A 22,641-nucleotide genomic window follows, 5' to 3' on the forward strand; every position below is an offset into this window, starting at 1 on the left:
CGCCATTTAAAAGGCGCCTTTTTTTGGTTACGAGTTATTCACTCATTACTTGCTCTGATAGCGCGCTTGCAGCCCTTGGTAAACCAAGTCACTAAACTCAGGTTTCGACAAATCTAATGCATTCATGACTTCAACAAGATGCTCATTGTCTTCACGACCGCTCCATTGTTTAACATATGTCCCTTCCTTATAGCCGTTATCCTGACGGAAGAAGTTCAGTACATTCTTGCCAACGTACTGACGGTATAGCTCGTCAACAGACATGTCACATTGTTCAACAATATGCATAAATAAAGGAACACTAAATCGCTTCGCTGCACATAAACCCGTCATTAGTTCTAGGTTATCCAGCAAAGTCTGTTGGGTTGCATCGTAGTTCTGATTGTCGAAGGCTACCACTGTTTGTCCATTCGCCAATTCTGCTGCAATACTTTTTGCAGAAGCGTCAATGTCACCATTAGCATCAATAATGCATGCACTTAGTGCGAAGTGCCAAATGTCTACAAGCTCCATCTGCAGCTGTGGTAAGTCTTTGTGTTGTGCTTTCCACCATTTCCAGCCGTGATGCTCTATGGCTTCAACCGACTCAACCATGGCGGCGCGCAAGTAACCATAACCTGCATTTAGCCAGTCTGGGTTCACTTTTGCATTCATCTTGTCTTGAAGCGAAAGCATGGTTGCTAGCTGCTGTGCATTTAACATTGTGGCTCCTGATAACCTAATTTTAATCTTTATTTATTGGCGCAAAGTGTACTGGAACCAAGCCTAGGTATAAATACCTGTATGAAAAAAGCATGTAAGCTGCTGCGTTAAGTCTAGGCCATCTAGGTCGGGCTATGAAGAGTTTAGCGTGCCGCACATTGGTGCGCCTGCACCAAAATTAAACTAAAGTCTTAGTTTAGTGCCTGGGTTGAATTTTTAAGTCATTGATTGTATGTGGTTTTAAAAGTGGCATCTTACCTGCTTTGCTAATAACGTTAACCGAGCTGTGCAATAGCACATCGTTTAAATGAGTGCCAGGCAACACGCATTTAAGCGGCAATTGCGCAGTCCGTAAACCTTACCCATACAGAATTTTCGTGTCCTGAGGTCTGTATGGGTTTTTTTTCTCTTTTTTCCCCTTTAACGCCGCCCTCACAATAAGAAATAAAACACTTAACACTGCAGTTAATTGCGATACACTAATTCTTTATTAAAGGTCAACATGCCCTTGTATGTATATGATAGGCTAACTGCCAGTCAAATAAAGGATTTTTAGATTGCTTGCGCTATATCCATCAAACAAATTAGAGCATCTTAGTTTTCTGCTTACCTCGTTACTTGAGCAACAACCCTCCTCAGTATTCTCCCCTGAAACTATCCTTGTTGAAAGCCCTGGTATGCAGCATTGGGTAAGCATGCAGCTGGCTCGAGAACAGGGAATTGCCATGAACCTTGATTTTCCTTTGCCTGTAAGGTTTATGTGGAATACAGCCCGGGTGGTGTTAGGCAGTGACAAGGTACCTCGCCAGTCTCCTTATCGACGGGAGGTACTTACTTGGCGTATCGATAATATTCTGCAAGACGATGCCCTGATGACCACCGGAGCCTTTAAACAAGTGCGCCGCTATTGGTTAAGTGCAGGCAGTGAGCAAGAGCAGGGCGTTCAGCGTTTACAGCTGGCTACGGCCCTTGCCGATGTGTATGAGCAATACTTACTTTACCGACCAGACTGGCTCTTTGCCTGGGAAAATAATGAGCAGGTAGTGTTTGATGACATGGAGTCATTGCAAAGCGAAATTTGGCGCATTCTGACAAAAGAGCAGCCTTTGCATCCTGCTCGGCTTCACAAGATGACTATAGAAGCACTGAGTGAAGGCCAGCTGCCAACGAACCTTCCCTCTCGAATTGTGGTTTTTGCTATTAATACCATGGCGCCCCAGCTTATTGCATTTTTTGATGCGCTGGCCGAACACATCGATATTCATATTTTTCATTTAAACCCCAGTGTTAATTATTGGGGAGATGCTAAAAGTGACAGCGAACTTGCGAAACAACTGCGCATGGAGGGCGTCAATAAATGGATGGAGAGCGAGCAAAGTAATTCGTTGTTAGGAAACCTGGGAAAACAAGGTAGAGAGTTGTTTAACTTACTGACCGAGTTGGACACCTTTGAAATTAGTGCTTTTGATGCCCCCGAGATTGATGAATCCGAAATTAATGCCTTTGACGACGCCCTTGCTCGATCAAGAAACAGTGAAGAAACAAGCAGAGAATCACCGAGCAGCGAAGAAACAAGCAGCGGAGAAATAAGCAGTGAAGAAACAAACATTGAAGAGACGATTCTTGAAGGCACTAGCTTAGCAGAAAAGCCCCATAGCTCGAAAAGCTTAGGCAGGGGGCTTGCCCAGCGTAACCTACTAAAGCGTATTCATAGCGATATATTACAGGCCCTGCCTGCAAGCCCTATTCGTGTAAACGACCCTCAAGAAGCAGAGCAAGACGACAGTGTCACTATTATGTGCACTCATTCTGCGTTGCGTGAGGTGCAGGTGCTGCACGATCATCTATTACATTGGTTGTCACAAGATACCACCCGCACGCCTTCAGATATTCTGGTGATGTGCCCTGCTATTGAAAATTATGCTCCTTTCGTCGACGCCGTTTTTCACCGAGTAGGCACTAAAAACCAGTACACCAATGGCACCACCCGTTTGCCATGTTCAATCGCCGACAGAAGCCCAATGGATACCGAGCCATTGATTGCCGCTTTTATGGCGCTGCTTGAATTGCCAGATAGCCGCTTTGGCGTGGCTGATATAATGGATTATCTACAGCTCGATTCTGTGCAAAAGCGCTTTAATGTTACGCAGGCTGATATCGATCAGATGATGGTATGGCTTGAGCAAGCTCATATTCATTGGGGGCTGAATGCAAAGCATAAGGCGTCTGTCTCAGAGGGCGTGACAAAAGAAAACACCTACAGCTGGTGGTGGGGAATTCGTCGCTTATTAATGGGCATGCTAGCACCAGATAGCGAAATGATTTTTGATGGGTCGCTGACCATACCCGACGTAGAAGGACAAAGTGCGCTTATTTTGGGCAAGCTGGTACAGGTTATTGATTTACTCGGACGGTTTGCAAACGAGCTCACCACACCGCGTTCGCCGAAAGATTGGGCTCACGATTTGTTACAGCTGCGTGATGCGTGCTTTGTGTCTACCAAAGATCAGGAACAAAGCTGGGATTTAATCGCTAGAGTTGCCGCTGATTTATATGCGCGATGCAATGAAGCAGACTACGAACATGAGCTTAGCTTACGTCAAATTCGGGAGCTATTGTTAAGCCGCTTCTCCTCTCCTGATGCCGGAAACCACTTCATGACGGGGCAAGTAACCGTATGTTCTATGTTACCCATGCGCAGCATTCCGTTTAAGAAGGTATGTATTTTAGGGTTAAACGATAGCGAGTTTCCAAGAAAAGCAACGCCGCTTGGTCTTGACCTTATGGCGGGACCGAAAAGACGAACAGGCGATAGGTCACGAAGACTCGAAGACAGGTATCTTTTTTTAGAGGCAATCATCTCTACCCGAGAGAGCCTGTATTTAAGTTACCAAGGTAACGATGTAAAAAATAACAGTGAACGTCAGCCAAGTTTGGTGCTAGCAGAATTTCTCGATATGTTAGCAACAGGCTATCAACTTGATACGTCTCACTTTGTAAAGCACGCGCCGCTACATCCCTTTAGCGAGGCGGCATTTACCGGTAAGATTCCAAGCTATGAGACGGGTTGGCTTCGCTTAGCAAACGCACTGCAAAAAACCAATGCTTCACAGACACAGGTAACTCAATCTTCACAGCCTCAGGCTGAGCCTCAAGAATTAGATTCAGTTCAAAGCGCTTCTTTAAAAACAAAAGCGAACGCCCAGACCGGCGATAAGCATAGCGCAAACGAAAACAGTAAAAGTGCAGATGAAACACGGCTTTCAACCATGCAGGTGGCGAGGGCATTTAAAGATCCTTTGGAATACTTTTCGCTGCAGCGCTTAGGGGTAAACCTATCCCAGTCTTTCACCTTGCTAGATAACAGCGAGCCGTTTGAAACCAATGCGCTTGTGCGCTATCAAGTTCTAGACGCTATTTTTTCAGTGCCGTCAGGGCAACAGGAAAGCTCGCATCACGAACTATCATCCCAGCAGGTGGTTGAATTTGCTTCTTTGCGAGGTGATATTCCGAATAACCCTGTGGCAAAAGAAGAGCTACAAATGTGGAAAGACGGAGCGCTAGCATTAACCCAGGCAATGGGCCCTCATGATGCTGCGGCAAAAAACGTCAGTTTCGTTGGTAAGTACATCACCTTCACTGCCAGCGCTTTTGAAGCTGCTGATAGTTTAGTGCTACGAAGCGCCGGAAAAATTAACGACATAAGAGCACTGTCGTACTTTATGTCTCAACTTGTTTTTTGCGCCGACAGTGAAACCAGCACTCATCATGGCTATCCGCTGGATATTTATTATTGCGATTGGGAAAAAGGCGAAACAAAGTTGATGAAACGTCGCTTCGCGCCTTTCGACGCCGCCACCGCTGAAAACATATTGTTATTTGTTGAACAGCTTTACATGGCAATACTCACCGCGCCAACGCCTCTTTACCGCAGCTTATATTCTGACCTAGTGCCAGGTAAGCGAAATTCTGACAGCAAAGCGATAGTGGGTGAGATAAAGCCTGAACATTATGACGATATTATGGCTACGTTACAGCAATCAAGCGCTACTGCTTTTGCATATCGCTTTGAAGAACAGGGCTCTTATGATAAAAGCTCGGATGATAATAGCTCGGGTGATACAAAAGACAGCGAAACTGCGCCTATTGTCGTATCAGAAAAGGCACAACAAATCGTCGAGCGCAGTAGCGGTCTGTTCAATAGCATAGAGGCCGAACGTGTACTTAAAAACTGGATGCAGTCCTCGGGGCAATTTAGTGCAGACATGGCAAATAACCCGTATCTGAAATGGCTTTTTCCCGATGGAATTTCATGGCAGAGCTTTCCTCATGTTGAAGGCTTTATTTTGTTTTCCATGGTGGCGAATTGTGCAGCGGAGGAACAGTTATGAGTGATGTTTCAAGTAGCACTCTATCAAACAGTACTCTTTCAAACAGTACTGTGACATCTCGATTGCTCGATGTGCCTAGCATGCCCCTGCACGGTAGGCATCTTATTGAGGCAAGTGCAGGAACGGGGAAAACGTACAATATTACGCGGTTGTATCTACGCCTACTGCTTGAAAAGAAGCTCACGACAAAAGAGATTTTGGTAATGACATTTACCAAGGCCGCCACAGAGGAAATTAAAGGTCGTGTAGCGGCTACGCTGCGTGAAGCTGCTAGTTTTTGGCAACAAGCAATAGACAATGAAGGCGCTGTTCCAGAAGACATAGATCCGGTATTTAGTCATTTACTGACTCACTGCAATCTTGAAGAAAGCTTGAGCCTACTCAGAGCCGCGCAGCTAGAGCTTGATGAGGCATCCGTTTTTACAATACATGGGTTCTGCCAGCATGTAATAGGGCAACTTGCCTTTAATAGTGGCTTCGCGATGTCACTGAATTTAAGTAAAGACACCAGCGACCTATACTTGCAGGCCAGTGAAGACTGGATAAGAAAAGTCAGTGGTGGTCATGACGGTTATACCGAAGACGATTTCTTGCTGCTAGCATCAAAAGGGTGGCATGTGCCTGAGCGTTTGCTAGGTGAATTTAATGCAAGTATTCGCAGTACGTTAACCCCTAATGTGCTTGATGAACATGCGGTAGAGGAGTCATTTAACTATAATTTAGAGAGTAACCCTGATACCCAACAGACTCAATTTGCGGCCTTCCTAAGTGGCATAGAAGCCAATGAATCGCTGCTACACGAACAGCTTATTAAGAGCGCTGCCCACAAAAAGGTACGCCCTGGTGAGCTTGAGGCCCTGAAATCGTGGTTGCGGCAGGGGCAGTACACCGATGCGCCTAGCGAGGCCAAAGCGTTTCTAGATAAGAGGCGTTATTCTCGCAATACCTCTGGCGTTAAAGAACTGTTAAGCCCCATAAAAGACTTTACCAAAGCGATAGAAGTCGAGATTGAGGAAAGAGATAACACGTTGGCTCAGCTGCCTGTTTTTGCGCTAGTTAATGACGCCATTTCCTTTATAAAACAGCGAGTGATAAAACAGAAAAAGCAGCGTGGGATCATTGATTTCGACGATCTCATTAATATGTTGGCTGATGAGGTGGCAAAACCTGACAATACGCTAGCCGCAGAGCTTCGCAAAAAATTCCCTGTAGCATTAATTGATGAATTCCAAGATACCGATGCCAAACAATACGCTATTTTAGACGCAGTATATCCTCGCGATTCTGATACTAACGCTTTAAGCACTAGCACCACAGAGACTAGCACCAAAACAAGCGCGCTCTTGATGATAGGCGACCCTAAGCAGGCTATTTATCGCTTTAGAGGCGGGGATATATTCACCTATTTAAAAGCGGGCAAACAAGCAGATTTCCGGTGGGTTATGAACACAAACTGGCGTTCTGTTAAAGGCATGGTCAATGCGTACAATCGCTTGTTTTATGGTGCGCCGCTGTCGGCAGCTCATTCTGGTAATGTTTTCGGTTTTAATATTGATTACACGCAGGTGGAGTTTACCAAAAAGGCCGCTGCAGCGAAGCATCCGTTAATCGATCCATGTGAGCAGCGCAGTGCAATGAATTACGTGAGTATGTGCTTAGACGATAAGCAAGATACCAACACAATGCGCCGCAAAATGGCGCTGTGGATTGCACAAGAAATCTATCGTCTTCTAAATGAAGCTGGTTTTGATTATTCACAGCCGGAAAGCGGTAATGATAAAAGCGGTAATGAACAAAGCACTGACGATGCGAACTCGTCAGGCACCAACGACAGCAACCCCGTTGCCCCTGTTACACCAGCCGCCCCTGTCACTCCAGCCGACATTGCCATTTTGGTAAAAGACAGAACTGAAGCCAATGCAATAAAGTACGTGCTGCAACAGCAAGGTTTGGCCTGTGTTTACTTAAGCGATCGAAGTAATTTATTCCTCACGCCAGAAGCCAAAGACATTTTGCGCTTGTTAAATGGCGTTTGGCATGCCAGCGACAGCAGCAAAGTAGCGGCAAGTTTAGCATCGCCCTTGTGGGGCTATAGCCCTGAAGTACTGGTTGATTTGCTGTATCACGAAGATGATGCGCTGTGGGATACTGCCTTTGAGCGGGTACTGTTACTGCGTGAATTGTGGCTGCAAAAAGGCTGTATGAGTGTGTTGCTATACCTAATGCAAGAAAGCTACACGCCATACGGCGGGGAAGTAGAGCGAGCGCTAACCAATTATCAACATCTTGCTGAAGTCCTTGAAAAGGCAAGCACGACCCATCAAAGGCCCGAGCAATTGCTCGATTGGCTGCATAAACAAATACACCAGAGTGAGTCAGATGAAGAGATGACACTGCGTTTGGAGAGTGACAATCAGCTTATCCGTTTAGTGACACAGCACGGCTCTAAGGGGCTAGAGTATCCCATTGTGTTTATTCCATTTGCCACTGGCTACAAGGATCCAGCAAAAAATGGCAAATCGATGTCGCAAATACTGACTTACTATGATGAAGACAAACAAGGGTTACAGCTGCAGTTAGGGCAAACAAAGCAAGCTATCGCAAGAGTGCGTGCTGAAGGAGCCGCAGAAGATATGCGACTGGCCTACGTAGCGGTTACTCGCGCCGCTCATCGCTGTTATATGGGAGTTATTCCCCTTGATGGTAATGAAAAAAGTGCACTTGCGCGAGCGCTAGGTGCCAATAATGATAACGCCGAAAGCGTTAGTGATTGGCAAGGCGTGCTCGATAATGTGAGCGATGAAGCTGACGCGTATACGTGTCACATCAGCGCCGATGAATTTGACCTTAAATACACCAGTTTCACCCTTGATGAAACCAGCCAAACACTCTATGCACTTCAATTTACAGGCACCCACAGTGAAGACTGGCGATTATATTCGTTTTCAGCCCTAAGTAGGCTGACAACGCAAGGAAACATACCGGTTGCCAATCAAAAAGAGCATACGGTACCTGTACTTCAAACTGTTCGTGACGAAGAGTTCTCAATAGATGTGCTGTCTAGCTTTGGCGACAGATTTACTAATGAAGCGGCGGATAAACCTACTACTACGAATATAGAAGAGGCGCACCGCTTACGCTTTACGTTAACTAAAGGCGCAAGCGCCGGTAATCTTTTACATGATTTGTTAGAACTTAATGACTTTAGTGCGCCCACATGGGATGAACATGGGCCTGAGTTGGTCAGTCGTTTTGGGCTAGAAGAGGACAAGGTAAGTTCACTGTACGACTGGCTAGAGGAAGTACTGCAAACACCGCTTTATCCCAACATAAGCCTTACACTAAGCGACTTAACGCTAAATCAAACTCTAAGAGAGGCTGAATTTTATTTCCCCATGAACGACAGTAAATGGGCGGGGCTAAGCGAGGTTTTACGTGCTCACAGGGCAAAGGTGGCCATTGATTACAACGCTCAGGCGTTGACAGTGCCTCACCTCATGACAGCCAATCTTGCGGGAATGATGCACGGCTTTATCGATTTATTGTTTGAACATGAAGGCAAATACTACGTGGCCGACTATAAGTCTACGTGGTTAGGCGATGACATCGCAAGCTACAGCCCCAGTGCATTGTTTGAAAATAATCAGCATCATCTTTATGACCTGCAGTATCTTATTTATTGCCTTGCGCTACATCGGTATTTAAACAATACACTTGCAGATTACCAACCAGAACGCCATTTTGGGGGAGTATATTACTTATATCTGCGTGGTATGCACCCGGAGAACCAAGAAGGGGAAGGGGTGTTCTTTACGTCTATCACTCAAGAAGTGCTGCATTCGCTAGACAGCATATTTGACGGCAACGATACGGTCATGGCTCAAACAAATAACAGCAGTGAGCCCGTTACTGGAAGCAAGCCAGAACATACATCGGAGCATACTGTTGAGCACAAGCCGGAGCATTCGCCGGAGTATAAGCCGAAAAAAACACTGAAAGAAAACCCAGAGAACGGCGAAGCAGGTCATCAGCAAAGTTTTGGATTTGATTGATGAAGGTGCCTATTAAAAAGAGTGACGCAAACCATGAGTGAAAAAAATACGGGTAGTACTGATAAGGCCCAATCAACCATACTAAGCACAGCCACAATAAACACAGATAACATAGACGAAAAAGACAGTGCTGATACAGATGACATAGCAATGAAAATGAATAAAAATGCATTGTTTGAACAGCTATTTGGTATTGAGGCCATCGATAAATTTATCGCTTCTGAATTTACACCCACTTCGATGCTTAGTGAGCAAGAAAATACAACGTGGCTGCATCTTTTGGTTTTGTTATCGTTTATGCAGCGCCATGGTCACAGCTGTGTGATGCTTAGCGATGTAGCAGGCAAGACCTTGTTTAGTGAAGATGTGAGTGAAAATGCAAGTGTGAGCAATAGCACTCATAACTCACCATCACGTGACAATGGCCAAACCGATACGCAAAAGAGAGGGTACACGTTTGATACACTTACACCGCTTATCGGTGTGGTGAAAAAAGCGTTAAGTGACGAACGCATTGGTCAGCTATTTGTTTATAACAACGGTATGTTTTACAGCCGCAGATATTATGAGTTTGAACAAGAAGTAGCGCAGGGTGTCGTTGCTAGAACCGCCTTTACTCCCTTATCTGATGAGGCATATTCAAAGGTAAAAGCCTTGTGGCCCGCCATGTTTGTTACAGCGCCATCAAGTGCGGCTTCACAAGAGCCTAGCCAAGAGCTAGCGCTTAGCAGCGAGCAAGACTGGCAGCAGGTAGCTGTTGCAAAAAGTATAGTACAAAAATTTAGCGTAATTAACGGTGGTCCAGGAACAGGAAAAACCTACACCGTACTGCGTTTGTTGCTAGCCCTTCAAGCCTGCGAGAACAACATCAACATAGTGTTGGCGGCGCCTACAGGAAAAGCGCAGCAGCGTATGACGGAATCAATTAGCGACAGTATTGCTGGCTTGAGGGGAAAAATTGATGACGGTGTGCTAGACCGCGTTCCCACACAAGCAGTAACTATTCACCGGTTGTTAGGGCTAAGAGAACACACGGTATCAACAAAATACAACAGGCAAAATCAGCTTTCACTTGATGTATTAATTGTGGATGAGGCCAGTATGGTAGACCTTGCCCTAATGACCCGAATAATGAGAGCGCTACCTGAACATGCCCGCCTGTATTTTATTGGAGATGCTGAGCAATTGCCGGCTGTAGAGCTAGGGAACGTGTTAGAGCAATTGGTAGAAACGAATGACGACTTAGTTAATTCAGACGACAAAATGCTTGGCGCAGTGCCCACTGCGCTGCGTCAGCATATCGCAACCCTATGCCCTCATTTACCTTTATTACCCGTAGATGAAGATGCGAAAACGTGGGTACATACGCTGCGAGCACCACAACGATTTAAAGGGCAAGTGGCGGCAGTGGCAACCGCTATCCAAAAAGGCGAAACGCAGGGTGCCTTGAGCGCGCTAAATAACGCGGTAAATAATGCGGATAATAATGCAAAGAACGCAGAGTCAATGGCTGATATACCAGTACTTAACGATGGCGTTCATTTATGGCCAGAAGATTGGGTAAGCGACAAAAAGCTGCGCAAAATGGCCGTTCAAAGTTTCATGCCTATTTTTGATGCCACTGATTCATGTGATGCGCTGCGTCGACTAAACCAAGTCAGGTGGTTAACGCCGGTGCGCAAAGGCAACATGGGAGTTGAGCGTTTAAATTCATTGGTTTTTGATGCGATTAAACACAAAATTACACGACGAGAAGGTAACTTCTATCAAGGCCAGCCCATCATGATAGTTAAAAATAATCATCCTCAGCGTCTATCCAATGGTGAGGTTGGTATTATTTGGCCAGACAGTAGTGGGAAGCTACTGGCGTGGTTTGAAGCTGAGAATGATGAGCTAAGGCATATTTCCTTATCTCGCGTGCCCCAGTTTGAAACCGTTTACGCAATGACCATCCATAAGTCGCAAGGTTCTGAGTTTTCTAACGTGGTGCTGCTGCTTCCTAAGCCTGAAACAGAAAAGGCTGCAGGGTTGTTTCATCGTGGCCTGGTATACACCGGGCTTACACGAGCTAAAAAGGGATGTTTGATAATCGCCAATAGTCCTACCTTTAGTAACATGGTATCGAGAGTAGACAAGCGATATTCCGGCTTGGCAAACGCCATTCGCGACGCCGCTGTTGATGAAATGTAATTCTATAGCTCACACTGGCGTAAAGAAAAATGCGCCGTGTTCGTGAGCGTCTGATGCGTTTTTAGCAATGGGGTAAAAGCGGGTGGTCATATTCACTCTTAAAATACCCCTATCACAATGCAGAAATTGAGACGGTAAAAAGGGAGGCGCGGCACTATTGTCCGCAGCCACCTGTATGCCTTCTTCAATACTTAAATAAGATAACCCGCCAACATCAAGCCAACCGATAACACACCGAGGGCTAGCAACAAAGCTAGGATGCTCGATAATATCGCTATGAAAGGTAACGTTTGCGCCAAAAACAGGTTTTGTCTGTATGGCCAAGTTTACCGTTGGCTTCAATGTCAGCTTGTATAGTCCATGCACCATAGGGATAATGGTGGTTTGAAAAGCGGTGGTGTTTTCTGACGTATGCATTCTTATTAACACGAAAAGGTGTAGATGATTGAAGTGTGGCTTATCACCAGAAAAGATGCGTTGATGTGGATCAACGCTTCGCCTTGCTTTAGCCTAGACTAATCGGCCGTATGTAATAGACCAAACGTAATAGACCAAACGTAAAAATACATAAACTTCACCGCGACGTTAACTAGCATAAAAAACATCAATAGGAACTCTGTGAACGAACCCACTAAAAGCCAAACGAATGAGCGTGCTGAAAGTACAGAAGCCTATTTTCGGTTTGTGCGTTTAGATATCATGCAGGCTTACACACTGAAAAAAGAAATAACAGGGGCGTGGTTCTATAAAGAAGACAGTACTGATTTTTTTATTGGGCTTGTGCCTCTAGAGGAGCGCTTTTTTGACGAGCTTAACGATTATGTCATACGCCAGCAGATTAGTTATGGTGCGTGCGATCTATTGGTAAAAGCCAAACCTACAAATGAGCCGCTCACAGAAATTTCCATTCCCTACGCAGTGAATAAAATGCTCAAGTATATTGATTGCAAAATTACGGTTGCGATTGAGTAGTGTAGTCGCCTTCGTTATTCATCATAAAAAGATAGTTAAAGAGCCTTGTTTATGTCTAAACATCAGATAAACCCAAAAAAACTTCTGCGCAGTAAATGGACATCCACGTCGCCTAAAAACAAAGAAAAGCATTTTTTAGTGACTGACGTGACATTCGACGAAGAGGGTGTTGTTGTCTCTTGTGTTCTTGAATCGGTGATGTCAAAAACAGAATACCCGATAAACTGGCGAGATTTAAAAGACACGACATTGTGGCGCCAAGGCTGGAAATAGCAATCAAACCGCTAATCAGATAATGTACTTCATATGATGACCTAGGCACAACGTTGCGGTTATTTCGACTTACCGATCTATATTAGTCATCAACATTAGTCATCGACTTACATTTAATCACGCCGATGACTCTACACTCCTTAAGGAACCTTTGCTTTCAAAATGATATCAACAAAAGACACAAACCCAGAACGTAAGATAAACACCCCGCTATTTGCCATTACCGCTGGGTTTATCAGTGTATTTTGTTTGATGGCGTTAATTGATGTGAACGCGCTTGCTGCTTGGGTAGACAGCAGCTTCGACTGGTCGGTAAGGTATCTTGGTTTGTATTGGCAAGTACTGTTATTAGCGACATTTTTAATTAGCCTGGGTATGGCAAGTTTGCCAGGCGCTAGGGCAGTGATGGGGAATATAGACAAACCAGAGTTCTCCAACTTTCAATGGGGCTCAATGATCATGTGTACGCTTCTCGCTGGCGGTGGCGTATTTTGGGCAGCTGGCGAGCCCATGGCACATTTTTTAAGTGTACCGCCGGTATTTGGTGACGTTGAAGCAGGTACTGGTGAGGCGACGGTGTACGCCCTTGCGCAATCTTATCTTCACTGGGGTTTTTTAGCCTGGGCTATTTTAGGTAGCCTGACGGTGATAATGCTTATGTATTATCACTACGAGAAGGGCTTGCCGTTAGCGCCTCGAACGTTGCTTTACCCTATTTTTAAGCGCCGCGCTATACAAGGCCCTATTGGTTCTATCACCGACGCTGTATGTATTATTGCAGTTGTAGCAGGCACGGTGGGGCCTATAGGATTTCTGGGTTTACAGGTAAGTTACGGGCTCAATACGTTGTTTGGTATCGCCGACAATGCCACAACTCAAACGGCAGTTATTAGCGTGCTCACCATTGTATATGTTGCCTCGGCCATCACCGGGGTGACCAAAGGTATTCAGCTGCTTAGCCGATTGAATATGATCCTCGCAGTTTGCTTGCTGGCGTTTTTAATGGTGACCACCAGTGCAATGTTTGTCATTAGCCATTTTTTTGAGGCGTTGGGCACACACATTACGCACTTTTTCCAAATGGCGTTATACCGCGGAGATGCGGGTATGTTTGGCGAGGCGGGTTGGTTAGGCTGGTGGACAGTATTCTTTTGGGGATGGTTTATTGGCTACGGGCCTATGATGGCAATTTTTATAGCTCGTATCAGCAAAGGCCGCTCTATTCGCGCAATTGTCATTATGCTGTCTATTATTGCGCCGCTTATCACCATGTTTTGGTTTACTATTGTTGGCGGAACTGGGCTGTCACTAGAGCTTGACGCCCCAGGGACTATTTCAGCTGCGTTTGAAGGCTTTAATTTACCAGCGGCGCTGCTTGCGCTCACTCAGGCTCTGCCCATGGGCGCTATTATCTCATTCTTGTTTCTATTGCTTACCATGACGTTTGTAGCCACAACGGGCGACTCCATGACGTACGTATTATCAGTGTCTATGTCAGACTCTGATAAACCGGCAACATTTGTGAGAGTGTTTTGGGGCATTGCAATGGGGCTTATGGCTGCCATTCTCATTATGATTGGCTCTGGCGGTATAGATAAACTGCAAGCATTTATTGTGGTAAGTGCTGTGCCCGTGTCCTTAATTTTATTACCTTCTTTATGGGATGCACCGCGCATTGTCATTACCAAAGGCAACGCTAAGGCGACAGGTGCTCGGTGAAGCTTGTAGGATTCCGGTATGAATTCTTCGCTATAAAAGCACCGTTATAGCTCGACGTTACAGCTCCATGTTATGACTCCACGTTATAACTGCCCCCAGTATTGACAAAAAATAAACCCGTGAAAAGGAAAGTGCCTTTTCACGGGTTCGTTATTATTCACCTAAATGTCAAAACTGGTTCTTAAAACGGCGTGTGCGCTAAGGTAATAAAACCAGTTCGTCAAATTTGCAGGTTTACTTTCTCAAGCCTATTTTCTTAAGCTTATTTTTCTATGGTAAACGTCAGGCCAGCATTGGCCTCTAATCTGCTAATTAAGCTATCGCCTAGCGCAGATGCAGGCGTGTAAAAACCGCCAGATAAACTGACGTCTTTGCAAAGACACAGCGCAGATTCTGCAATCATTTTACTAGTAGAGCCGTAGCCCGGGTCTTTGTCACCTTTTACTGATACGGCCAGCATATCGCCATTTGTCGCATTGCCAACAAACATGACGTCATAAAACCCATTTTCGCGCTCTTCTTTACTTGGTCCTTCGCCGGGTTTAGGGCCATCATCACTGGCTAACGACTTATCATTAGCCACATGTTTTGCCATGGCTTCACCTTTTTCACCAGGGCCGGTCATTAGCATTTCATCATATTTGAATGCTTTACCGTAGGCATAGTTACTTAGGTAATTAGCACGATGCACGTTTTTAGTATTAATGGCAGCCATAATGAAAGGGGCAACCCATGTTCCTAATTGCTCATCAAAATAGGGTTTGTTGCCATCTGGCTGTTCTGTCGCTACGTTTGTATCCGCCAGTGAAAACGGATTAATTAATGCCGCCATGATCGACTTGTCTTTCTTCGCCGCTACCATTGTGGCTTTTAGGCTTGCTGCAGTACCGCCAGAAAACTTCCCCTGCATTTTACGCACGCGACCTTTAACATATTCAATGGCATCGCCGGTTTGTTTCTTTGCGTGTTGTTGCAGGTAGTGCACACCTAAGTCGAATGGCACAGAGTCAAAGCCGCACGAAAAGACGATATTTGCACCCGTCTCTTTGGCTTTGTCATTGTACTTATTGATCATTTGATGCATCCACGCAGGTTCACCACATAAATCGGTATACCCCGTGCCGTTGTCAACGCAAGCAGAAAGCAGTTTTTCACCGTAAATTTGATAAGGGCCTACGGTAGTCAGTACAACATGAGTTCGTTTTGTCATTGTATCTAGCGCGCTGTCGTCATCGCCGTCAGCAACAATCATTTCAACAGCGTCACTGATACCTAGCTCTTGTTTTACATCGTTAAGCTTTTGCTCGTTACGGCCTGCTATTGCCCATTTAACACTGCTGTCGTTGCCGTACTGCGATTGAAAGTATTCTGCCACTAATTTTCCTGTGAAGCCGGTGGCACCGAAAATCACCACATCCAAATCTCGTTCAATACTCATACTTGCATCCTGTTTTTGATTTACGTTTATATGCTTTTTTTGTGTTAGCGAATCATGTGATAGCTAATCTTGTATTAGCTAAATATACCTATCTCGTGGGCTCGCTATTATTTTTTTGCATAATATTGGTGTATTCATGAAACCGTTAGCCTACTAATTCATTCACAAATTGAGATAGTCTTTCCAGTCCTTTTAGTAAATCACTCTCACTAGTGGCAAATGACAAACGAACGTAATTGTCGGCATTATGTTCACCAAAGTCGTTGCCTGGAGTAAGAGCAACATAGTATGTATCCAATAACGTGTCACAAAACTCGATGGCTGAAAGCCCAGTTTTTTGAATATTGATATACGCGTAAAAAGCGCCGTTGGGCTTTGCATCAACAGGTAGCCCCATTTTTTCCAATGCAGAAAATACCAGTGTGGCCCGTTTAATAAGTAATTGCCTATTTTCCTCACATTGGCTAAGGGCTTGCGGGGTAAAGCAAGCAAGTGCTGCTTTTTGAGAAAGGGTAGAAGGGCATATAAAGAGGTTTTGTGCTAAACGCTCAACAACACTTGTCATTTCCTCAGGTACCACACACCAGCCTAAACGCCAGCCGGTCATGCCGAAGTATTTGGAAAAGCTATTAATCACAATAATATTATCGTGTAGAGGCGTGTTAGAGAGAACGGTTGTTGCCGCAGGCCCAGTGTCATCTTTTGCCGCAGCATTTTCTTGTACAGAAGCGTCTAACAGCAAATCTAAATAAATTTCATCGACAATTAAAAAGCCATTATGCTGTTTACAGATTTGACCAATAGCCAACAGTTCAGCGGCATCAATAGATGTGCCCGTTGGGTTCGCTGGGGTTGCAATGAGTACGCCTCTCGTATTGGGCTTCCAGTGCTTTTCAACATCGTCAGCAGTAAGCTGAAAGTTATGTTCACTAGAGGTGGGAACCAGAGTGACATCCGCACCAAAGGCATTTAAAAAGCGGCGATTACACGGGTATGAAGGGTCGCCTAAAATCACATTGTCGCCAGGCTCTACCAGTGCAGCACTGGCTAACAAAAGCGCCGCACTTGCTCCGGCGGTAACCACAATGCGTGATGAGGGAATTTTCACATCGTGCTTTTGCTCGTAAAAGCCAGCTATGGCCTCGCGAAGTTCAGGTGTGCCCAATGCTGATGTATAAGGGTAATCAGGTGAGTCTAACGAGTCTTTCATCGCTGTTATTACAGCGCTTGGGGCACCAAAGTCAGGCTCGCCAAGATTCAGGCGAATAACATCAAAGCCGCTTTTAACAAGCGCCGATGCTTTTTCACCATAGGCCATGGCCAAGAACTCAGAGATACCAGTAGCGCGAGACGAAAACTTCAAAATAGCCAACCTCAATATTGATAGATAAAAAAACAATGTAAGCGAGTACACATTAGGAAATACTCACGATTACTATTCAAGTTTTTTCTGTTGATGTATTTTTTACCGACGCAATCATAGGCAAATACAGTCACTTGGGGTAGGCTAACTGATACTATTCACATTTTACTGTTTCGCATGTACGCAGAAGGAATTAACGGATGCAGCGTTCTACCTTGATTGGTAGGTACACACAGTACCTACGTGCTACCAGCCATTTCATAACCGTTTTGTTTGCGCTATTTATCACGTCATCTTCTCTTGCCTTAGCCGCAGTGCCAAGCATCAGTGAGTTTACTGATGGCATGACGAAGAAAAACGGCCTGATCCCCATGTATTATGATGACTCTGCCGACAAGGTGTTTTTGGCAGTACCCGCATCTGATGAGCAGTATCTATTTCAAAGTAGCCTTCCATACGGCGTGGGCTCAAACGATATTGGCCTGGATAGAGGGCAGCTTGGTAGAACTCGATTAATTTCTTTCGAGCGTTTCGGCAATAAGCTATTGCTAAAACAGCACAACACTAAGTTTAGAGCCGGCCATGGCTCTGTTGCAGAAAAGCAAAGTATTGATGAAGCCTTTGCCGACTCGGTTATTGCAGGCTTTGCTATTGTGGCAAAAAGTGACAGTGCGAACCTAGTTGACTACACCGATTACCTATTAAGCGATGTTCATGGCATTGGCAATCGTATGTCTCGCAGTAAGCAAGGCAGCTATAAAGTAGACAAAATGCGCAGTGGTGTTTACCTACCGCGTACCAAAGGGTTTGAGAAAAACACTGAGCTTGAAGCCTTGGTAACGTTTAGCGGTAGCAAACCAGGTGGCTATGTACAGCAAGTCACGCCTGACGCTGCAAGCTTAAGCGTGCACTTGCATCATTCCTTTGTTGCGTTGCCAGAGGCGGGCTATACACCCCGTGTATATCATCCGTACTCAGGCTACTGGAAATTCAATTATTACGATTATTCTACGGCGATTACTGAGTCGACAGAGCAGCGCTTTATTACTCGTCATCGGCTAGAGAAAAAGACGCCTCACGCTGCAATGAGCGAAGCGGTAGAGCCTATTATTTATTATTTAGACCCAGGCATACCTGAGCCAGTAATGTCGTCGCTTAAAGAAGGCGCTAGCTGGTGGAACCAAGCGTTTGAAGCGGCAGGGTTTAAAGACGCATTCCAAGTGAAAGTGTTGCCCGAGGGCGCAGATCCTATGGACGTGCGTTACAACGTTATCAACTGGGTTCACAGAGCAACGAGAGGGTGGTCTTACGGCTCTTCTGTTGTAGACCCAAGAACGGGAGAGATAATAAAAGGCCACGTAACGCTGGGGTCATTACGCGTGCGCCAAGACTATTTAATCGCCCTTGGCCTAACCAGCCCATTTTCAGATGGCAGTGTCAGCAATACAGCCGATACTAGCGCGCAGCAAGAAATGGCGCTAGACAGAATAAAGCAACTTTCTGCCCATGAAGTTGGCCATACGCTGGGCATTGCGCACAACTTTGCGGCCAGTGAAAACAATCGAGCTTCTGTGATGGATTATCCGCACCCTCAAATTACATTAAAAGACGGGGTGATAAGCCTAGAAAATGCGTATGACAAAGGAATAGGAGATTGGGACAAGCATGCCGTCACCTATGGCTACGCTACATTTGCCAGTGAAGACGAAGAGAAGGAAGCTCTTGCGAAGGTCATCACTAAAGCAAGAAATGCCGGCCTTGCCTTTAAATCGGATTCAGATACGCGAAGTTCCAGACACGGCTCTGCAAACGGACATATGTGGGAGAATGGTTCAGATCCATTAGACGCCTTTGATGAAATTTCGAAGGTACGCGATGTGGCGCTAAACAACCTTGGTATGAATACGCTAGCGCCCAATGCCAGCCTTTCGTCACTAGAAGACAGCTTAGTGCCCATTTTCTTGCTTCATCGCTATCAGCTTGAAGCGGTAGCAAAACAGGTAGGTGGTTTGCACTATGAATACGAGCGTAAGGGCGATTATGTTACCCCACAAGGCCAACAGTTTGTGGCACCTGCGGTGCAGCAGCGTGCAATGCAGCAGTTAATTAAAGCGTCGACGGCAGATTACCTAAGCATGCCTGAAAGTGTGCTGTCGTTAATTCCTCCCACAGCTTACGGCGATGATATTACTCGGGAACAATTCAAGGGTAAAATGGGATTAATGCTAGACCCTGCATCGGCTGCGGCCTCTGCGGCAAACTTCTCACTGTCGCTATTGTTACACCCCGAGCGCCTAAATCGCCTTCAGTGGCAAGTAACAAGCAGCAAAGATAGACGCAAAAAAGTTGACGTTAATCTTTTGATAAAACAAATTCTGAATGTTCATTGGTATAAGAATAAAGATACCAGCGCTATTGCAAAGCGCCTTCAGTTAGTTGCGCTTAACGCCATCATGGCGGCTGTGACTAACGACAAACTGGCACCTGAAGTAAAACTTGCGGCCGATGAAGCGTTGTTAGAGTTTAACGAGTGGTTAGAAGATGAAGCCGATGATGATAAGTACGAAATATTAAATGGATATTTTGATGCTTACTTTGCTAGTGGAACATGGCCTGCGGCGTTTGACGTGATGCCGTTACCACCTGGCTCGCCAATTTAAATTTTGAGTGATGTGAAGGCTCTGCAAAGGTTTTATTTAGGATGTTAATTAGCCTTTGCAGATGCCTTAGGGAAACTTCCAATAAGTCCTGCATTTTAGGTCAGGAGCGAGACTTTCTACTGTCAGATCATCGGGTCGCTCGGAAATCAGCCATTCTGCACTTGCATCTTTCTGCTCTTCTCGCTTCTCTGCCCCCTGATAACCGGCATCGCAGGAAACGAATTCCTCATCGCCGTGTAGTTTTTTTCATTTAATTCAGGTCATGTTCGTGGGTGGCAGTGGTTACTAATGTATGCGTCAGGCCGCTTTTGGCATCCACGCCGATATGGGCTTTCATACCGAAGTGCTCACCAAGCCCTTCGATGACCAGTCATAGAAAACAGAAGATAAGTATTACCGTCTAAGACACAAGAAGTATTCTGTGTTGGGTGGCGTATCTCATTACAGGTGGTCTCACTGAAAAGTGCTGTTTAAATCAACTGAGCATAAAAACAGTTACATGGGGCAGTTTAATCAAGCGAAATATACTGTAACTATTGTTCTCGACCAATTTGGGTCGTAAATAAAAGGAAAATGATTTATGGACGAAATCAAACTAGAAGAGCTGAGAAGCATTTCTGGCGGCTATTGGGGCCAAATTGCAATCGCCATAGCTGTTGCAGATGCGGCATACGATTTCTATCAAGGTTATTCAGACCACAGAAGATAACACTCAACAATAAGGAGGTTAAAATGATTGAACTAAACGCAACCCAAGTAGAATCAGTATCTGGTGCTGGTTTTTTTTACGACTTAGGCGCATTTTTCGCTCAAGTTTCAAACGCAGATGATGCCATTTATGCGCAGTATGGAAATACAAACAGAAATCACTGGTAAATGCAGTATCTAGGGGCGAAATGCCCCTTTTTTGGAGAGAAGCAAAATGAACAGGAAATACGCGAGTATTGGTTTTAACATCGCCTCTGGAATCTACCTCTTAAGCGCTATATGGACTTATTTTGTAATAGGAGACAAGCAATTATATTTATTAGAACTTCAAACTGCTTTACTTTTTGTGATTACGGGCAAGTTATGTGTACCTACTGAGGAAACAGTCTCCAAACCAGAAAATTAGCCGTTTAAATTGTACTTTTTTAAACGACGATAACAGGCACTTCGGTTAAGCCCTGATTATTCCGCTGTTTGGTGCGAATACCCCGTCACCGGAACATGCCCTGCTATAGTGCTAAATCGTGTTTAAATTTGGCGCTGTAGACAAGTCAACCAGTTTGGCATTATTTCAGGCCGGGTAATCGCTTAATAGACTAAACGCCAATATTTAATCGACACTCTTACATTTTGTCATTGAACATGGTTTTCATCTGATTGGCGAAAGCGACAAATTTTTCTTTCATGGTGCGTTTTATTTTGATATCCAAACCGCCAAATTACACAAGACCTTCAATGGTTAGAGTAGGGGCTTGACGAGAAGCTATAGAGGGAGCCTTATTATTTATTCCACCTAGAATACAAAAGGCTTTTGATACCACATTGATATTCTCTGGCACATAAATATTATCGCCACCAAACAAACATAAAATTTTAATGGTGACATTAGGTGTGGTGAATATAGCATCGGTAAAGTCGATATCGGCGCCACCAAAAATGGTAATGATATTAATCTCTCTAGGCACTGTCCATTGACCGCTACGACCTGAACCGCCAAGAATATTGACAATAGTTTCAGTCTCATCGTTGTCACTTGCAGCATAGTTGACATTGAATTGGCGTTCTTTGTACGAGTTAAACTCTGAATCTTTGGTTTGTTCTAAATCGGCAGCTAAATCGAATATTTCTTGGTGTTGTTGACTCGCCATGGCCTGAACTAATCTGCGCTCGAATGCTTTATTTCGAGTTGGCTTTGATATGCGTTGACTAAATCTGCGACCACAGCCATGACTATACCTTGACCTTCTTTTCAGCTGTCTAAACGTGTATCTTTTTCTAACCATTTTTCACGTTTGTCTTTCGGAATACCTAGACCGTCGTCTTCAATATTTATCAATAGTGAATTAAGAGTATAAGAATTATTAACGCTATGTACTAACTACTGTATAAGCCTCTCTCAGCCACTCTTACTCTAATACCATCGTTCTATTTGTGTTAAGTTGCATAACGAAGAATAAAGGTACTTACAGCGCTCCAAAAACTTAACGATGTCAGAGTGAATATGTCCTCTTACAATACGCACTTAAAAAAGGAATATTTAGTTGTTGCTCAAAACGCATCAGGCCGTAATTTAAATGTACCTGTGTATACCTTTTCGGGCAGCAAACTGGGGCCCACTGTTTACATTCAGTCTTCTATTCACGGCGCTGAAGTGCAAGGTAACGTGGTGATTTTTCATCTGATAAAAGAATTAAAAAACACCGATATCAGAAGGAAGATTATTTTAGTACCCAACTGCAACCCTGTAGGCACTAACATAAAGTCGGGCTAATACACACTGGGTCGTTTCGACCCTGTTAACGGTACTAATTGGAACCGTGGATATTTTTACGACCAAGCTGCGGTAGAGCAGTTTGCGAAAACCGTTACACCTGAAGTGCCTGTTGATGTAATTAAACAGCGCTTCCGCGCCCATTTATTAGCATCAATTGGGAATAAGCTTGCAGAACCTTTGGGGCTTGGGCTAGCTCAACAACTTAACATAAAGCTGCAGCAGCTTGCGGTAAATGCAGACTTTGTACTCGATTTACACAACTGCCCGGTGTCAACGCGGCATATTTACATTCCTGAATACGCTAAAGACAGTGCGTTACTTTTTAATATTCCTCACAATATTTTTATTTCAAACGGATCTAACGTACCATCCATTATATTTATAATCTCATCAGCTCCA

At 44.8% G+C, this 22,641-nt stretch carries 14 protein-coding genes and 2 pseudogenes; 10 read left to right on the forward strand and 6 right to left on the reverse strand.

The features are described from left to right. Positions 1-45 precede the first annotated feature (45 nt). A complete protein-coding gene (locus tag V7R39_RS05660; RefSeq protein ID WP_334029148.1) occupies positions 46-702 on the reverse strand; it encodes a dUTP diphosphatase in 657 nt (218 codons plus the stop codon). Positions 703-1,259: 557 nt separating this feature from the next. On the opposite strand from V7R39_RS05660, the gene recC reads away from it, so the two are divergent. From recC to recD, 3 genes are all read left to right on the forward strand, one after another. Beyond that, positions 1,260-5,093, forward strand: coding sequence for an exodeoxyribonuclease V subunit gamma (gene recC / locus V7R39_RS05665; protein ID WP_334029149.1), 3,834 nt, complete (start codon positions 1,260-1,262; stop codon positions 5,091-5,093). Beyond that, the gene (gene recB / locus V7R39_RS05670) at positions 5,090-9,145 is read left to right on the forward strand and encodes an exodeoxyribonuclease V subunit beta (RefSeq protein ID WP_334029152.1); all 4,056 of its coding nucleotides are present in this window, start codon (positions 5,090-5,092) and stop codon (positions 9,143-9,145) included. Before recC ends, recB begins: the two co-directional genes overlap by 4 nt. A gap of 150 nt (positions 9,146-9,295) precedes the next feature. Continuing rightward, positions 9,296-11,335, forward strand: a complete 2,040-nt coding sequence (gene recD, locus V7R39_RS05675) for an exodeoxyribonuclease V subunit alpha (RefSeq protein WP_438823523.1) — start codon at positions 9,296-9,298, stop codon at positions 11,333-11,335. A 9-nt stretch (positions 11,336-11,344) separates the two neighbouring features. Here the strand turns inward: recD and V7R39_RS05680 are convergent, their stop codons facing one another. Then, on the reverse strand, positions 11,345-11,752 hold the full coding sequence (locus V7R39_RS05680; protein WP_334029158.1) for a hypothetical protein: 408 nt from the start codon (positions 11,750-11,752) through the stop codon (positions 11,345-11,347). A gap of 201 nt (positions 11,753-11,953) precedes the next feature. On the opposite strand from V7R39_RS05680, the gene V7R39_RS05685 reads away from it, so the two are divergent. The 3 genes from V7R39_RS05685 to V7R39_RS05695 all read left to right on the forward strand — a co-directional run bounded on the left by V7R39_RS05685 (position 11,954) and on the right by V7R39_RS05695 (position 14,299). Then, the gene (locus V7R39_RS05685; RefSeq protein WP_334029161.1) at positions 11,954-12,307 is read left to right on the forward strand and encodes a hypothetical protein; all 354 of its coding nucleotides are present in this window, start codon (positions 11,954-11,956) and stop codon (positions 12,305-12,307) included. A 51-nt stretch (positions 12,308-12,358) separates the two neighbouring features. Further along, positions 12,359-12,580: a TIGR02450 family Trp-rich protein gene (locus V7R39_RS05690; RefSeq protein WP_334029163.1), complete on the forward strand. Its 222-nt coding sequence runs from the start codon at positions 12,359-12,361 to the stop codon at positions 12,578-12,580. 162 nt (positions 12,581-12,742) lie between these two features. Further along, the gene (locus tag V7R39_RS05695; RefSeq protein WP_334029165.1) at positions 12,743-14,299 is read left to right on the forward strand and encodes a BCCT family transporter; all 1,557 of its coding nucleotides are present in this window, start codon (positions 12,743-12,745) and stop codon (positions 14,297-14,299) included. 262 nt (positions 14,300-14,561) lie between these two features. Here V7R39_RS05695 and V7R39_RS05700 read toward each other — a convergent pair whose 3' ends face one another. Both V7R39_RS05700 and V7R39_RS05705 read right to left on the reverse strand, forming a co-directional pair. Continuing rightward, positions 14,562-15,737: a saccharopine dehydrogenase family protein gene (locus tag V7R39_RS05700; RefSeq protein WP_334029167.1), complete on the reverse strand. Its 1,176-nt coding sequence runs from the start codon at positions 15,735-15,737 to the stop codon at positions 14,562-14,564. Between the two features lie 145 nt (positions 15,738-15,882). Continuing rightward, a complete protein-coding gene (locus V7R39_RS05705) occupies positions 15,883-17,100 on the reverse strand; it encodes an aminotransferase class I/II-fold pyridoxal phosphate-dependent enzyme (protein WP_334029169.1) in 1,218 nt (405 codons plus the stop codon). 200 nt (positions 17,101-17,300) lie between these two features. Between V7R39_RS05705 and V7R39_RS05710 the strand changes: the two genes are divergently transcribed. Further along, the gene (locus V7R39_RS05710) at positions 17,301-19,760 is read left to right on the forward strand and encodes a zinc-dependent metalloprotease (protein WP_334029171.1); all 2,460 of its coding nucleotides are present in this window, start codon (positions 17,301-17,303) and stop codon (positions 19,758-19,760) included. 132 nt (positions 19,761-19,892) lie between these two features. Here the strand turns inward: V7R39_RS05710 and V7R39_RS05715 are convergent. Beyond that, a pseudogene (locus V7R39_RS05715) lies at positions 19,893-20,106 on the reverse strand (transposase); the annotation flags it as partial. Positions 20,107-20,340: 234 nt separating this feature from the next. Between V7R39_RS05715 and V7R39_RS05720 the strand changes: the two are divergent. Both V7R39_RS05720 and V7R39_RS05725 read left to right on the forward strand, forming a co-directional pair. Continuing rightward, positions 20,341-20,469: a hypothetical protein gene (locus V7R39_RS05720; RefSeq protein ID WP_334029174.1), complete on the forward strand. Its 129-nt coding sequence runs from the start codon at positions 20,341-20,343 to the stop codon at positions 20,467-20,469. A gap of 23 nt (positions 20,470-20,492) precedes the next feature. Continuing rightward, positions 20,493-20,636, forward strand: coding sequence for a hypothetical protein (locus V7R39_RS05725; RefSeq protein ID WP_334029177.1), 144 nt, complete (start codon positions 20,493-20,495; stop codon positions 20,634-20,636). Positions 20,637-21,187: 551 nt separating this feature from the next. Here the strand turns inward: V7R39_RS05725 and V7R39_RS05730 are convergent. Continuing rightward, positions 21,188-21,616 (reverse strand): LiaF domain-containing protein, encoded by a 429-nt coding sequence (locus V7R39_RS05730; RefSeq protein ID WP_334029179.1) that lies wholly within the window; start codon positions 21,614-21,616, stop codon positions 21,188-21,190. Positions 21,617-21,969: 353 nt separating this feature from the next. Between V7R39_RS05730 and V7R39_RS05735 the strand changes: the two are divergent. Beyond that, positions 21,970-22,596: pseudogene (locus tag V7R39_RS05735) on the forward strand (peptidase M14); the annotation flags it as partial. Between the last annotated feature and the right edge of the window lie 45 nt (positions 22,597-22,641).

Origin of the sequence: Alteromonas sp. P256, assembly GCF_036864455.1 — a bacterium.
Classification (GTDB): domain Bacteria; phylum Pseudomonadota; class Gammaproteobacteria; order Enterobacterales; family Alteromonadaceae; genus Alteromonas.

Coding starts and splice junctions, on each gene's coding strand:
- V7R39_RS05660 (WP_334029148.1), bottom strand. CDS start 702: ATGTTAAATGCACAGCAGCTAGCAACCATGCTTTCGCTTCAAGACAAG.
- recB (WP_334029152.1), top strand. CDS start 5,090: ATGAGTGATGTTTCAAGTAGCACTCTATCAAACAGTACTCTTTCAAAC.
- recD (WP_438823523.1), top strand. CDS start 9,296: ATGAAAATGAATAAAAATGCATTGTTTGAACAGCTATTTGGTATTGAG.
- V7R39_RS05680 (WP_334029158.1), bottom strand. CDS start 11,752: ATGCATACGTCAGAAAACACCACCGCTTTTCAAACCACCATTATCCCT.
- V7R39_RS05690 (WP_334029163.1), top strand. CDS start 12,359: ATGTCTAAACATCAGATAAACCCAAAAAAACTTCTGCGCAGTAAATGG.
- V7R39_RS05695 (WP_334029165.1), top strand. CDS start 12,743: ATGATATCAACAAAAGACACAAACCCAGAACGTAAGATAAACACCCCG.
- V7R39_RS05700 (WP_334029167.1), bottom strand. CDS start 15,737: ATGAGTATTGAACGAGATTTGGATGTGGTGATTTTCGGTGCCACCGGC.
- V7R39_RS05710 (WP_334029171.1), top strand. CDS start 17,301: ATGCAGCGTTCTACCTTGATTGGTAGGTACACACAGTACCTACGTGCT.
- V7R39_RS05720 (WP_334029174.1), top strand. CDS start 20,341: ATGGACGAAATCAAACTAGAAGAGCTGAGAAGCATTTCTGGCGGCTAT.
- V7R39_RS05725 (WP_334029177.1), top strand. CDS start 20,493: ATGATTGAACTAAACGCAACCCAAGTAGAATCAGTATCTGGTGCTGGT.
- V7R39_RS05730 (WP_334029179.1), bottom strand. CDS start 21,616: ATGGCGAGTCAACAACACCAAGAAATATTCGATTTAGCTGCCGATTTA.